Source organism: Mycolicibacterium sp. XJ870 (genome assembly GCF_053483975.1).
On record NZ_JBEFTI010000004.1, the window covers coordinates 336,663 to 349,769 of the forward strand.

General features: G+C 65.9%; 13 protein-coding genes. 6 read left to right on the forward strand and 7 right to left on the reverse strand.

The window, feature by feature from the left end:
- Positions 1-8: 8 nt before the first annotated feature.
- From ABQF30_RS18905 to ABQF30_RS18920, 4 genes are read right to left on the reverse strand one after another with little or no spacing between them, the layout of a single operon-like run.
- Complete coding sequence (locus tag ABQF30_RS18905) at positions 9-1,397, reverse strand: lanosterol 14-alpha demethylase (RefSeq protein WP_448466522.1); 1,389 nt, start codon at positions 1,395-1,397, stop codon at positions 9-11.
- A complete protein-coding gene (locus ABQF30_RS18910; RefSeq protein WP_448466524.1) occupies positions 1,394-2,221 on the reverse strand; it encodes an SDR family oxidoreductase in 828 nt (275 codons plus the stop codon). The genes ABQF30_RS18905 and ABQF30_RS18910 overlap by 4 nt, the downstream gene beginning before the upstream one ends.
- The gene (locus ABQF30_RS18915) at positions 2,222-3,424 is read right to left on the reverse strand and encodes a cytochrome P450 (protein WP_448466526.1); all 1,203 of its coding nucleotides are present in this window, start codon (positions 3,422-3,424) and stop codon (positions 2,222-2,224) included. It lies immediately after the preceding gene.
- Entirely contained in the window at positions 3,421-4,032 is a 612-nt protein-coding gene (locus ABQF30_RS18920) for a TetR family transcriptional regulator (protein ID WP_448466528.1), read from the reverse strand. Before ABQF30_RS18920 ends, ABQF30_RS18915 begins: the two co-directional genes overlap by 4 nt.
- 189 nt (positions 4,033-4,221) lie before the next feature.
- On the opposite strand from ABQF30_RS18920, the gene ABQF30_RS18925 reads away from it, so the two are divergent.
- From ABQF30_RS18925 to ABQF30_RS18945, 5 genes are read left to right on the forward strand one after another with little or no spacing between them, the layout of a single operon-like run.
- Positions 4,222-5,688 (forward strand): aldehyde dehydrogenase, encoded by a 1,467-nt coding sequence (locus ABQF30_RS18925; RefSeq protein WP_448466530.1) that lies wholly within the window; start codon positions 4,222-4,224, stop codon positions 5,686-5,688.
- 30 nt (positions 5,689-5,718) lie between these two features.
- Complete coding sequence (locus ABQF30_RS18930; protein ID WP_448466532.1) at positions 5,719-6,471, forward strand: SDR family oxidoreductase; 753 nt, start codon at positions 5,719-5,721, stop codon at positions 6,469-6,471.
- The gene (locus ABQF30_RS18935) at positions 6,468-7,316 is read left to right on the forward strand and encodes an NAD(P)-dependent oxidoreductase (RefSeq protein ID WP_448466534.1); all 849 of its coding nucleotides are present in this window, start codon (positions 6,468-6,470) and stop codon (positions 7,314-7,316) included. Before ABQF30_RS18930 ends, ABQF30_RS18935 begins: the two co-directional genes overlap by 4 nt.
- 4 nt (positions 7,317-7,320) lie before the next feature.
- Positions 7,321-7,764, forward strand: a complete 444-nt coding sequence (locus ABQF30_RS18940; protein ID WP_448466536.1) for a carboxymuconolactone decarboxylase family protein — start codon at positions 7,321-7,323, stop codon at positions 7,762-7,764.
- Positions 7,757-8,980 carry a hypothetical protein gene (locus ABQF30_RS18945; RefSeq protein WP_448466538.1) on the forward strand — a complete coding sequence of 408 codons (1,224 nt, stop codon included), beginning with the start codon at positions 7,757-7,759 and terminating at the stop codon, positions 8,978-8,980. The genes ABQF30_RS18940 and ABQF30_RS18945 overlap by 8 nt, the downstream gene beginning before the upstream one ends.
- On the opposite strand, the gene ABQF30_RS18950 is transcribed toward ABQF30_RS18945, so the two are convergent.
- Together ABQF30_RS18950 and ABQF30_RS18955 are read right to left on the reverse strand one after the other, a co-directional pair.
- A complete protein-coding gene (locus ABQF30_RS18950) occupies positions 8,919-9,566 on the reverse strand; it encodes a TetR/AcrR family transcriptional regulator (RefSeq protein WP_448466540.1) in 648 nt (215 codons plus the stop codon). The two genes, ABQF30_RS18945 and ABQF30_RS18950, sit on opposite strands and share 62 nt — an antisense overlap.
- 77 nt (positions 9,567-9,643) lie before the next feature.
- On the reverse strand, positions 9,644-10,867 hold the full coding sequence (locus ABQF30_RS18955) for a cytochrome P450 (protein WP_448466542.1): 1,224 nt from the start codon (positions 10,865-10,867) through the stop codon (positions 9,644-9,646).
- Between the two features lie 109 nt (positions 10,868-10,976).
- On the opposite strand from ABQF30_RS18955, the gene purD reads away from it, so the two are divergent.
- Positions 10,977-12,245 carry a phosphoribosylamine--glycine ligase gene (purD, locus tag ABQF30_RS18960; RefSeq protein WP_448466544.1) on the forward strand — a complete coding sequence of 423 codons (1,269 nt, stop codon included), beginning with the start codon at positions 10,977-10,979 and terminating at the stop codon, positions 12,243-12,245.
- Between the two features lie 11 nt (positions 12,246-12,256).
- Here purD and ABQF30_RS18965 read toward each other — a convergent pair whose 3' ends face one another.
- Complete coding sequence (locus ABQF30_RS18965; RefSeq protein ID WP_448466546.1) at positions 12,257-13,075, reverse strand: alpha/beta hydrolase; 819 nt, start codon at positions 13,073-13,075, stop codon at positions 12,257-12,259.
- Positions 13,076-13,107: the final 32 nt, after the last annotated feature.

The following is a 13,107-nucleotide window of genomic DNA, read 5'->3' on the forward strand; positions in this document are numbered from 1 at the left end:
GGGTGCTCCTACCCGATTCCCCGGTCGCTTCGCTCCTGCCCGCCGGACACCCGCCTGCGGTAGCGCACCTTGGCCGGACGGGCCAGCTGGACCACCATCTTCGAATGGTCGTTCTGATAGCTCTCGGGCGGCTGTGACATCTCGAACTCATACTCGCGCAACAGAACCGAGAAAATCGCCTTGATCTGCATCTGCGCGAACGCAGCGCCAACGCAGCGGTGCTTACCGGCGCCGAATGGGATCCAGGTCCAACGATTGATCAGATCTTCCTGACGCGGCTTCTCGTAACGGTTCGGGTTGAAGGCGTCCGGCTCGGGGAAGTCCTCGGGGATGCGGTTGGAGATGGCCGGGGAGGCTGCCACCATCTGACCCTTGTGGATCGGATGGCTGGCCACCTCGAACTCGTCCTGGGCCACCCGCATCAGAATGATGAGCGGTGGATGCATCCGCAGCGTCTCCTTGAGCGCGTTGTCCAGGTTCGGAATCTGGCGCAGCGCATGGAAACTCACCTCCTGGCCATCGGCGTAGAGGTCATCGAGTTCTTGCTGGACCTTTGCGTAGAACTCCGGATGGCGCAGCAGTTCGATCAGCGTCCATGACGAGGTGCCGGAGCTCGTGTGATGGCCGGCGAACATCAGCGAGATGAACATGCCGGTGACCTCGTTGGCCGAAAACCGCGGATTGCCGTCGTCGTCCTTGATGGACACCAGCACGTCGAGCAGGTCACGATCGCTCTTGTCTGTCGGTGGGTTGGCGATCCGGCCATTCATCACCTCCTGCACCAACTCAACCAGGTTGGCCCGGGCCTCGTCGCGAACCCGGAAGCTCTCAATGTCCAGATAGGGGTCGACGTAGCAGAGCGGATCCGTGCCGCGTTCGAGCAGGTGGTAGTAGTTGGCGAACCTCGAATCGAGCTGGTTGCGGAACTTCTCGCCGATCAGGCAGGCCGTCGAGGTGTAGATGGTCAGCTCGGCGAAGAAGTCGAGCAGGTCGATCTCTCCGCTCTCGCCCCAGTTCTCGATCATCCCGCGAACCTGCCGCTCGATCGTCGCGGCGTGGCCCTTCATCTGTTCACCGCGCAGGGCGGTGTTGTGCAGCATCTCGGCCCGGCGTTCGGGATCGGCGTCGAACACCACACCCTCGCCGAAGATCGGGGTCATGAACGGGTAGGCCTCGGCCTGGTTGAGCTCGCTGTCGCTGGAGCGGAAGAAGAACTCGTTGGCCTCCGCGCCGCTCAGCAGCAGCACCTGCTTGTCGGCGAGCTGGAACCAGCCGACATCTCCGCACTCCTCGCGGATTCGCTTCATCAGGCCGATCGGATCGGTGCGGAACTCCTCAAGGTGACCGTGCTCTTCTTCGCCACCTGAAACGCGCTGTACCTCTTTGGTGATCGTCATTGCCCAGGCATCCCTTCTTCACCGAGCGCGAGCTTCTGGCGGTCCTTGACATCGGCCAACGGCGCCTCGGGCTGGATCTCCAGGTTGGCGATGAACCCGCCCCTTGGTGTTTCGGCGACGAACGTGATGGCGCGGGCCAGATCGGCGGCACGCAGGAAATAGTCGTGACGGGCCTGTCCCCACTTGGCCCAATCCTCAAGGGCGGGACCGATTTTCTCGGCGGACAGGCTCCAGCCCATCGACGTCCTGGTGGGGCCGGGATGCACGATCGAGGCCCGTACCCCGGTGCCTTCCAGCTCCATCTGCAGGTTGGTCACCATGGCCACCAGCCCCGCCTTGGCAGCGCCGTAGGCGCCCATGTGCGGACGTTGCCGCAGGGCCACGTCGGAGCCGACGAATATGACGTCCCCACGCCGACGCTCGACCATGCCGGGCAGCACCGCAGTGGCCATCCGGTTGGCACCGATCAGGTGGATCTGGATCTGCGACTCGAACTCGTCGGTGCTCATCTCGTGCAACCGGCCGAAATTCGTATCACCGGCGCCGGCGACCAGAAGCTCGATATCGCCGAGTGCTTCGGTGGCGCCGTGTACGAACGACTTCACCGAATCGGCGTCGGTGACATCCAGCGGAAGCGCAATCGCCTCGCCGCCACCGGCTTTGATCTCGTCGACCAGTTCCTGGCACTTCTCCACCCGGCGGGCGCCGAGCGCCACCGGGAAGCCGTGGGCGGCCAGTTCGGTGGCGGTGGCGGCACCGATCCCGGACGAGGCGCCGGCCACGATCGCGGGCCTGCGGTCAGGATGGGGTTCAAAACGGGCCATTTATCGTTTCTCCACAGTGATCGGAAGGTGAGCGAATCCGCGGACATTGCTCGAGTGGACGCGGACGGCGTTGGCCTCGTCCACCTCGTATCCGCGGATTCGCTTGAACAACTCGGCGAGCGCCACCCTGGCTTCCATACGGGCCAGGTGCGCGCCCAGGCAGAAGTGGGCACCGCTACCGAAACTCACCAGCTTCGAGCCGATATCGCGGCCGATGCGGTATTCGTCGGCATCAGCGAAGACCCGCTCGTCGCGGTTGGCCGAGCCGGCCAGCAGCAACAGCACGTCGCCTTCGCCGATGGTGGTGTCGTACAGCGTCAGATCTTCGACCACCAGGCGGGCCAGGATCTGACTCGAGGTGTCGTAGCGCAAGGTCTCCTCCACCCACGGCGCGATCAGCTCATGGTCATCGAACACCGGGGTCAGCTGGTCGGGGTTCTTGAAGCCCCAATATGCCGCGTTGGCAAGGAGTTTCGTCGTCGTCTCGTTCCCGGCGACGACCATCAGGAACAGGAACGCCATGATCTCGTCGTCGGTGAGCTTGTCCCCGTCGATCTCGGCTTCCAGTAGCGCCGAGGTCAGATCATCGCTCGGTTTCCTGCGTCGCTGCTTGACCATGTCGGCGTAGTACATCAGCAGCTCGGCAGAGGCCTGCATCGCCTCGGCGGGCACATCGGCGACACCGTCGTCGCGGTGCATGACCCCGTCGGCCAGTGCGCGGATCCGTACGCGGTCCTCGGTGGGCACGCCCATGAGCTCGGAGATCACGTCCATCGGCAACTTGCCCGCGAAATCGTCGACGTAGTCGAAGCTTTCAGATTGCAGCGCGGCGTCCAGGTGCTGCACGGCGATCTCGGTGACCCGGCCTTCCAGCTCGCGGATGCGCCGCGGAGTGAAGCCCTTGGATACCAGAGTGCGCAACCGCAGGTGGGCCGGATCGTCGAGGGCCAGGAACGACATCACCCGGTGGGCTTCGTCGTTGCGCGAGATCGGGTCCAGCGAAACGCCGTGCCTGTTGGACAATTCGGTGCTGTTGCGGAAGCCCTGCAGCACATCCTGATGCCGGGACAGGGCCCAGAACTTGAGCTCGTCGTTGCGGTACAGCGGTGCCTCGTCGCGCAGGCGCTTGTAATACGGGTACGGGTCCTCGTGAAAGTCGTAACTGTATGGGTCGAGTATCAGATCGACGGTTTCCAAGCTCATTTGTCTTCTCCCAAGACGAGGCCAACCACATAAGTCAGGCGGTCGGCGATCTGGTGGTAGGTGAAGGCGCCGCTGCCGGCATTGACCAGCGCGCCGAAGAACGTCATCTCCAGCGCGGACACAACGCGCGAATCGGCGTCAGGGCCGACAGCCGAGCGGATGCGCTTGTGAATCTCCGCGCCGATGCGGTCCCGGACCGTGCGCACCGCCGGATCGCTGCCCCCACCCAACAGTGCGGTGGTGCAGGCGGCGGCGACTTCCGGTTCGTCCGCGACGACCATGGTCAGAGCCCGCACAGCCTTGTCGACGCGGGTGGTCATGGAGTCGTTGACATCGGTGAAGTAGGGGACCTGCCGGACGAGGTCCAGATAGACCTCGGCGATCAGGTGGTTCTTCGACGAGAAATAGGTATAGGCAGTTGCGGGCGCGACCTTGGCGCGCGCGGCAACGGCGCGCACCGTGAGATCGGCATACGAGGACTCCCGCAGCATCTCGATCCCGGCGGTGAGAACCTTGCGGAACGTCTCCTCCTGGCGGCGGTTGCGCGGTGTCTCTGTGGCTGTCTCGGTGACTGACTCTGTGACTGCCGCCACGGCATCGCTGGACACATGTCCAAGTTATCCGACGAAGTGGGCGTTGGGCAAGTGCGGAGTGGTAAATGCCTGGACAGAGCGCCTATCTCATGCGCCGGCGGGTCCTGCCTTGTGGGTACTCTTGCGGCTCGGCGTGATCTGAGGCTATCGTTCGAGGCGAGACAGCCGGACAGTTGTCCAGAATTCGTGAAGTGGAGTTCACCGATGCCGGTACTGGCCGATCGCCAGAGTCAACTGCTCATCGACGGCAAGCTCGTCGCCGGCGGTGGCGGCGTGTTCGACACCGTCAACCCCGCGACCGAGGAAGTGCTCGGCGTCGCCGCCGACGCCAACGCCGAGGACATGGGCAACGCAATCGAGGCAGCGCGACGCGCGTTCGACGACACCGACTGGTCGACGAACACCGCGCTGCGGGTGCGGTGCCTGCGCCAGCTGCGGGATGCCTTGCGCGAGAACGTCGAAGATCTACGCGAGCTGACCATCTCAGAGGTCGGGGCGCCCCGCATGCTCACCTCGGGCGCTCAGCTCGAAGGTCCGATCGACGATCTGGCGTTCTCCGCCGACACTGCCGAGAACTACCAGTGGCGAACCGATCTCGGGCATGCGACACCGCAGGGCATTCCGACCAACCGGGTTGTGGCGCGCGAAGCCGTCGGCGTCGTCGGTGCGATCACCCCGTGGAACTTCCCGCACCAGATCAACCTGGCCAAGGTCGGGCCGGCGCTGGCCGCCGGAAACACGCTGATCCTCAAGCCGGCCCCGGACACTCCGTGGGCCGCTGCGGCCATCGGCCACATCATCGCCGAGCAGACCGATTTCCCGCCGGGCGTGATCAGCGTCGTCACCTCCAGCGACCACGCTGTGGGCGCGATGTTGTCGAAAGACGCACGGGTGGACATGGTTTCGTTCACCGGGTCGACGGCGACCGGTCGTGCGGTGATGACCGACGCGGCACTGACGCTCAAGAAGGTGTTCCTGGAACTCGGTGGCAAATCGGCTTTCCTGGTGCTCGACGACGCCGATCTGGCCGGCGCGTGCTCGATGGCGGCGTTCACCGTCGCGATGCACGCCGGGCAAGGGTGCGCCATCACCACCCGACTGGTCGTTCCGCGGGCACACTACGACGAGGCGGTTGAGGCTGCGGCGGCGACTTTGGGGTCGATCAAGCCTGGCGATCCGAACAGCAAGCGCACGGTGTGCGGGCCGTTGATCTCGGCGCGCCAGCGGGACCGGGTGCAGTCCTACCTGGACCTGGCTCTTGCCGAAGGTGGCCGGTTCGCCTGCGGCGGTGGGCGTCCCGCCGACCTGGACACCGGCTACTACATCGAACCGACCGTGATCGCCGGGCTGGACAACACCGCCCGGGTTTCGCGTGAGGAGATCTTCGGGCCGGTGCTGACCGTGATCGCCCACGACGGCGACGACGACGCGGTGCGCATCGCCAACGATTCGCCGTACGGGTTGTCCGGCACGGTGTTCTCCGGGGACGACGACCGGGCCCAGGCAGTGGCCACGCGGATGCGGGTCGGCACCGTCAACGTCAACGGCGGCATCTGGTATTCGGCAGACGCGCCGTTCGGCGGCTACAAGCAGTCCGGGGTCGGCCGGGAGATGGGCCTGGCCGGCTTCGAGGAATACACCGAGATCAAGACCATCGCGACCCTGGCCTGATTTTCTGAAAGCCAACTAAGGAGAAGCTCAATGGGACAGTTCGAGAACAAGGTGGCGATCGTCACCGGCGCCGGCGGCGGGATCGGGCAGGTTTACGCCGAAGCGCTGGCGCGCGAGGGTGCGGCGGTGGTGGTGGCCGACATCAACACCGAGGGCGCCCAGAAGGTCGTCGACGGCATCAAGGGCGAGGGCGGCACAGCGCTCGCGGTGCGGGTGGACGTGTCTGACATCGACTCCGCCAAAGATATGGCGGCACAGACACTTTCGGAGTTCGGCGGCATCGACTACCTGGTGAACAACGCCGCGATCTTCGGCGGCATGAAGCTGGACTTCCTGCTCACCGTCGACTGGGACTACTACAAGAAGTTCATGAGCGTGAACCTCGACGGCGCGCTGGTGTGCACCCGCGCTGTGTACCGCAAGATGGCCAAGCGCGGCGGCGGGGCGATCGTCAACCAGTCTTCGACCGCGGCGTGGATGTACTCGAACTTCTACGGGCTGGCCAAGGTCGGCGTCAACGGTCTGACCCAGCAGCTGGCCACCGAGCTGGGCGGGCAGAACATCCGGGTCAACGCCATCGCCCCCGGGCCGATCGACACCGAGGCCAACCGGACCACCACCCCGCAGGAGATGGTGGCCGACATCGTCAAGGGCATTCCGCTGTCGCGCATGGGGCAGCCCGAGGACCTGGTCGGCATGTGCCTGTTCCTGCTGTCCGATCAGGCCAGCTGGATCACCGGGCAGATCTTCAATGTCGACGGCGGACAGATCATCCGGTCATGACCGATCTGACATTGGGCTACATCGGCCTGGGCAATATGGGCGCCCCCATGGCCAAACGTCTGGTCGACTGGCCGGGTGGGGTCACCGTGTACGACGTGCGTGCCGAGGCGATGACGCCGCTGGCCGAGCTGGGTGCGACGTTGGCCGACAGCGTGGCCGACGTGGCTGACGCCGACATCATCAGCGTCACGGTGCTCAACGACGAGCAGGTGCGCGACGTGGTGGGCCAGTTGGCGGCAAAAGCCAAGCCGGACACCGTCATCGCCATCCATTCCACGATCAGCCCGGAGACGGCCATCGAGCTGGCGGCCCAGCTCAAACCGCAGGGCATCCACATCGTCGACGCCCCGGTCAGCGGTGGCGGGGGAGCCGCGGACAAGGGCGAACTGGCGATCATGGTGGGCGCCGAGCGTCCGGTCTACGAGCGGATCAAGCCCGCGTTCAAGCAGTTCGCGTCCATGGTGATCCATGCCGGTGAACCTGGTGCAGGGACGCGAATGAAGCTGGCCCGCAACATGTTGACCTTCACCTCGTATGCCGCGGCGTGCGAGGCGATGAGACTGGCCGAGGCGGCCGGGCTGGACCTGGGGGCCCTGGGCCGGGTCGTCCGACACACCGACGCTTTGACGGGCGGGCCGGGGGCGATCATGGTGCGCGAGGACATGGCTGCACTGACACCGGACCATTGGCTTTACGATGCGTTCACGCACACGCGTGGGCTCGGCGAGAAAGATCTGAGCCTGGCCCTCGGGATGGGGGATGCTGTGGGAGTTGACCTTCCGTTGGCACAGGTGGCGTTGCAGCGGCTGGCCGACGGCCTCGGCGTGCCGCACGAGAGGAGCTGAGATCGTGGACGAAGTTCGCCGCAAGGGCCTCGAGAAGATGAACGAGGTCTATTCGTGGGAGATGCCGAACATCGAGGGCGATCCGTACTTCGATCTGACCGTCGACCACCTCTTCGGCACCATCTGGACCCGCCCGGGTCTGTCGATGCGTGACAAGAGGTTGATGACGCTGGCGGTCGTGACGGCTCTCGGTGAACAGGGTCTGGCCGAGGTTCAGGTGAACGCCGCGCTGGCCAATGGCGAACTCTCCGAGGAAGAACTGAAGGAGATGGCGATCTTTCTCACGCACTACGTGGGCTTCCCGCGCGGCTCGGGGCTCAACGGCGTGGTCGGAAAGGTTGCGGCTCAACGCAAGAAGGCAGCGGAGAAGGGGCGGGGCGAAGACAAGAAAGCGAACGTCAACGCCGCCATCAGGATGAGTACAGGAAAGACGCTTGACGATGAGTAGGTACGCCGCGCTCTCGCACGATCAGCTGGTCACGCTGGTTCCCGAGTTGCTGCTGATGGGCCAGATGATAGACCGGTCCGGAATGGCTTGGTGCATCAGCAATTTCGGCCGTCAAGAGATGCTGCAGATCGCCATCGAGGAGTGGGCGGCCTCCAGCCCGGTCTACACCAGGCGGATGCAGAAGGCGCTCAAGTACGAGGGCGTCGACGTCATCACGATCTTCAAGGGTCTACAGCTGGACATCGGCGCGCCGCCGCAGTTCATGGACTTCCGCTACACCGTGCACGACCGTTGGCACGGCGAGTTTCACCTCGACCACTGCGGCGCCCTGCTCGACGTCGAGCCGATGGGCGAGGAGTATGTGCGCGGCATGTGCCACGACATCGAGGATCCGACGTTCGATGCGACCGCGCTGGCCACCAACCGCAAGTGCCAGGTACGTCCGGTCCACCGGCCGCCCCGCACGCCGGCCGACCGGCACCCCCACTGCGCGTGGACCGTCATCATCGACGAGTCCTATCCCGAAGTACCGGACATCCCGGCGCTCGATGTGATCAACCGGACCCGCGCTGCCCGAACCGAACTCGATCCGATCGACCCCGCGGACGAAGGGCAGGCCGACTACTCCGGGCCGTTGTTGTCGGACCTCGACTTCGCCGCGTTCTCGCATTCAGCGTTGGTCCGCATTGCCGACGAGGTGTGCCTGCAGATGCACCTGCTGAATCTGTCGTTCATCCTCGCGGTCGGCAAGCGTGCCGGCACCGATACCGCACTGGCGACCGACATCTGCACCAAACAGCTGATCGGCGTGGCAGGCCTCGGCGCCGAAAGGATCCACCGAGCACTGGATTTGCCCGGTGGCATCGAGGGTGCGCTGCGCGTGCTGCAACTGCACCCGCTGTTCAATCCCGCCGCCTACGTCGCGGCCGAGTTCGGACCCGACACCGTGTCGGTCCGCCGTTCGCCCGCGCATGAGGACGGCGCGTGGGTGTCGTTGGTTTCGCCGGCCGAGGCCAGGCCCTTGCAGGCCATCGTCGCGGCCGTCGATCCCCACCTCGATGTCGAGGTCATCGGGTCGGATACCGAATGGACTGCCCGGGTGATTGAAACTGAAACTGCGGCAAAAGAATTCGGTGAGGTTGCGGTGGCGAAGATCAGCGGCGGGGCGTCGTTTGTGTTCGAGCCCCGGAAGTCGCTGCCGTTGACGGTGGTGTGAGCACAGCCGAACCGACCCATCGCCGCAGGTAACTTCGCAGCGCCTCACCCGTGCGCGGTGGACGGCCGGGATCGATGACGAACGACTGGATGATCCGCAGCAGATGCTCGGCCAGCTCGTCGAGATCGGCGTCGCGGTATCCGAGCCCGGCCCAATCCACGTCGAACTTTCGCAGCATCGCCCGCGCAAAGTCCACGGCCACATCGGATGTCACGGATTCGGTGTGTGCGTTCGGCCGTCCGGGAGCAATGAGCAGACCGATGTGCTTGTCCTGCGGTAACCACTCCAGCGCGGTGGCGATCGCCTCGGTGACCGCCTCGACCGGTTCGGTGATGCCATGCAGGTGGGCGGCCAACCGATTCAGGAAGTCGCCGGCGGCATGCACCGCGGCGGCCACCAGGAGAGCGTCTGTACTGGGGAAGTACCGGTAGACGGTTTGCCGGGTGACGCCGAGGGTTCTGGCGACGTCGGCGATGCTGAACTCGGCGCCGCGTTCGTCGATCGCCTTGCCCGCGGCGGTCAGAATCCGTGCGACGGCCTCGTCGTCAGTCGCCGGTGCTGAGCCGGCCCAGCCGTGGGTGCGCACCCCGGCATCCTATTGCACTAGTTTTATGGCTGGACTCCTCAACGCGGCTCGTACCTCGCCGCTTGATCGTCGTCCAGCTAGGTGTAGGCGACCTGCAGATCCTTGACCCCGTTGATCCATCCGGACCGAAGCCGTTGCGGCTCACCCAGTTTGGATATGTCGGGAATCTGGTCGGCGATCTCGTTGAACATCAGCTTGATCTCCATGCGGGCCAGATTGGCGCCGATGCAGAAGTGCGCGCCGTTGCCGCCGAAGCCCAGGTGGGGGTTCGGATCGCGCAGGATATCGAATCGGAACGGATCCTCGAAGACGTCCTCGTCATAATTTGCCGAGCTGTAGAACAACCCGGCGCGCTGCCCCGCACGCACGGTCACGCCACCGATCTCGGTGTCGGCCACGGCGGTGCGTTGGAAGCAGTGCACCGGGGTGGCCCAGCGGACGATCTCGTCGACCGCGGTGACCGGCCGTTCCCGCTTGAAAAGCTCCCACTGATCGGGGTTTTCGAAGAATGCGTTCATGCCGTGTGTCATGGCGTTGCGGGTGGTCTCATTGCCGGCCACCGCCAGCAGGATCACGAAGAACGCGAACTCCACCTCACCGAGAGATTCTCCATCGACGTCGGCCTGCACCAAACGGGTGACGATGTCGTCGGCCGGACACTGCCTGCGCTGTTCGGCCATGGTGTAGGCGTAGCCCATGAGCTCGGCGTTGGCCACCGTCGGATCGCTGTCGAAATCCGGATCGTCGGTGTTCATGATGGCGTTGGTCCAGTGGAACAGCTTTTCGCGGTCTGCCTCGGGCACGCCGATCAGGTCGGCGATCGCGAGCAGAGGAAGGCTCATCGCGACGTCGTCGACGAAATTGCCGCTGCCCTTCTCCTTGGCGGCGGCGACGATCTCCCGCGCTGCGACGGCGAGCTTCTCCTCCAGCGCGGCCACCGCCCGGGGGGTGAACAGTCGCGAGACGATCTTGCGCAGCCGGGTGTGCTCGGGGGCGTCGTGGTTGATCAGCAACGCCTTGGTGAGGTCGAGCTGGTCGGCGGTGACCCCTTCGGGCAGCCGCATCACCGCGCCTTTGGCGTTGGTGGACCAGACGTCGCCGCTGTTGCGGGAGATGGTCTTGATGTCGTCGTGGCGGCTGATCACCCAGTAGCCGCCGTCGTCGAAGATCGATTCGCCCTGCTCGTTCCACCACACCGGAGCGGTTTTGCGCAGCTGGGCGAATTCGTTGATCGGAATGCCCTGCAGCAGGACGTCGGGGTCGGTGAAGTCATACCCGGCTCCGAAGGGGCAGGCGCTCATCGTGGTCAAGTCGAACCATCTCCTCGTGTGACGACGGACACGTCTGATGACGACCATACACCCCGGCGTCAGGTGTATGCCCGAGGTCTTGCCGCTACGCTTGACCACCGTGCGCGTCCTCGTGATCGGATCAGGTGCCCGTGAACACGCCCTGCTCCTCGCCCTGCGTCGGGACCCGGAAGTCGACGATCTGGCGGTAGCCCCCGGCAATGCCGGGACCGAGATCATCGCCGACCAGTACGACGTCGACATCACCTCTGGTGAGGCCGTCGTGAAGCTGGCCCAACGGCTCGGAAGCGACCTCGTTGTGGTCGGACCCGAGGTTCCGCTGGTGCTCGGGGTCGCCGACGCCGTGCGGGCCGCCGGGATCGCATGCTTCGGCCCGACCAAGGACGCCGCCCGCATCGAGGGCTCGAAGGCGTTCGCCAAGGACGTGATGGCCGCGGCCGGGGTGCGCACCGCCGGCAGCGAGATCGTCGACACCCCGGCTCGCCTGGACGCGGCGCTGGACCGGTTCGGCCCTTCCGCCGGGCAGGCCGCGTGGGTGGTCAAGGACGACGGCCTGGCCGCAGGAAAGGGCGTTGTGGTGACCACCGACCGCGACGCCGCGCGGGCGCATGCCGCCAGCCTGCTCGACGCCGGGCACCCGGTGCTGTTGGAATCGTTCCTGGACGGTCCGGAGGTTTCGCTGTTCTGTGTGGTCGACGGCGAGACCGTCGTGCCGCTGCTGGCCGCCCAGGATTTCAAGCGGGTCGGCGACGGTGACACCGGGCCCAACACCGGCGGCATGGGCGCCTACGCGCCGCTGCCCTGGCTGCCCGAGGCCGTGACCACCCAGATCGTCGACGAGATCGTCAAACCCGTTGCGGCTGAACTGGTTGCGCGTGGCAACTCATTTTCCGGGCTCCTCTACGCAGGCTTGGCGATGACCAGCAACGGACCTGCCGTGGTCGAATTCAACTGCCGCTTCGGCGATCCGGAGACCCAATCCGTGCTGGCCCTGCTGGATTCACCGCTGGGGCAGCTGCTGCGGGCCGCCGCAACCGGCGAGTTGGCCTCGTTCGGTGAACTGCAGTGGCGCGACGAGTTCGCGGTCACGGTGGTACTGGCCGCGGAGAACTACCCGGGCCGGCCGCGCGTCGGCGACGTCATCCACGGTTCGGAGGCCGACGGCGTGCTACACGCCGGAACCGCCCGCCGCGACGACGGCGCCGTGGTGTCCTCCGGTGGCCGGGTGCTGTCGGTGGTCGGCACCGGTGCCGACCTGCTGGCCGCACGTGACGCCGCGTACACGCTGATCAAGTCGATCCGGTTGCCCGGCAGCCACTTTCGCAGCGATATCGGCCTGGCCGCCGCCGAAGGCCGCGTCACCCTGTAGTCGGTAAAGGATCAGGCGACGAGCAGTGGGGCCATCCAGGCCAGCTCAGCGGGCAGCTGGGAGCTCCAGAAACCGCCGTCATGGCCGCCGGGTGAGAAGCCGCCGGCAGGCGGATTCGGCAGCTGCGCAATGAACTGCTCGGTCGCCGAATAGAACGGATCGCTGTTGCCGCAATCGATCCGGACCGGAATCGACCCGAGCGCCGGCTGCCCCCACACACTGTTGGCGGCATAGTCCTCGGCGCTGTCGAAGGCGCCGGGCGCGGCGGCCCCGGATGACGTCCACAGCGCGGGGCTGACCGCGCAGATCGCCGCGGTGCGTGCCGGGCCGAGCCGCGAACCCAGCAGCAGGGCGCCGTAGCCGCCCATCGACCAGCCCAGAAACGCCACCCGCGAGGTGTCCAGACCCTGCTCGCCCAGCGTCGGGATCAACTCGTCCAACACCATGGCCCCGGAGTCCTCCCCGGATGCGCGCTTGTGCCAATAACTTCCGCCTCCGTCGACTGCGACGACAGCGAACGGTGGCAGGCCCGCCGCGACGGCCTCGGCGAGGCCCTGTTCCACCCCGCCTGCCATCACCTCTGCGGCGTCCTGACCTTTGCCGTGCAGTGCTATGACGGGGCGTAGCGGTCCGGTGTGGCCCGGCGGGCGGGCGATCGCCCAGTTGGTGCTCACCCCGCCGCGCGCGGCCGACACGAACGAGCCCGTGAGGTACGTCGGTGCCGCCGCGGCGGGGACTGATCCGAGGGCGAAGGCACCGGCCGCACCGGCGGCCGCACCGACGCCGAGGCGCAGAACTGCGCGACGGCTCAAGGTAGGCATGCGGGCCATCTTGCCATCGCCGACATCGGCATTCGTCAATG

Excerpts from the sequence above, each read along its gene's own strand:
- ABQF30_RS18945 (WP_448466538.1), top strand. The coding sequence starts at position 7,757 with ATGAGTAGGTACGCCGCGCTCTCGCACGATCAGCTGGTCACGCTGGTT.
- ABQF30_RS18910 (WP_448466524.1), bottom strand. The coding sequence starts at position 2,221 with ATGGCCCGTTTTGAACCCCATCCTGACCGCAGGCCCGCGATCGTGGCC.
- ABQF30_RS18955 (WP_448466542.1), bottom strand. The coding sequence starts at position 10,867 with ATGAGCGCCTGCCCCTTCGGAGCCGGGTATGACTTCACCGACCCCGAC.
- ABQF30_RS18930 (WP_448466532.1), top strand. The coding sequence starts at position 5,719 with ATGGGACAGTTCGAGAACAAGGTGGCGATCGTCACCGGCGCCGGCGGC.
- ABQF30_RS18905 (WP_448466522.1), bottom strand. The coding sequence starts at position 1,397 with ATGACGATCACCAAAGAGGTACAGCGCGTTTCAGGTGGCGAAGAAGAG.
- ABQF30_RS18925 (WP_448466530.1), top strand. The coding sequence starts at position 4,222 with ATGCCGGTACTGGCCGATCGCCAGAGTCAACTGCTCATCGACGGCAAG.
- ABQF30_RS18935 (WP_448466534.1), top strand. The coding sequence starts at position 6,468 with ATGACCGATCTGACATTGGGCTACATCGGCCTGGGCAATATGGGCGCC.
- ABQF30_RS18965 (WP_448466546.1), bottom strand. The coding sequence starts at position 13,075 with ATGGCCCGCATGCCTACCTTGAGCCGTCGCGCAGTTCTGCGCCTCGGC.
- ABQF30_RS18915 (WP_448466526.1), bottom strand. The coding sequence starts at position 3,424 with ATGAGCTTGGAAACCGTCGATCTGATACTCGACCCATACAGTTACGAC.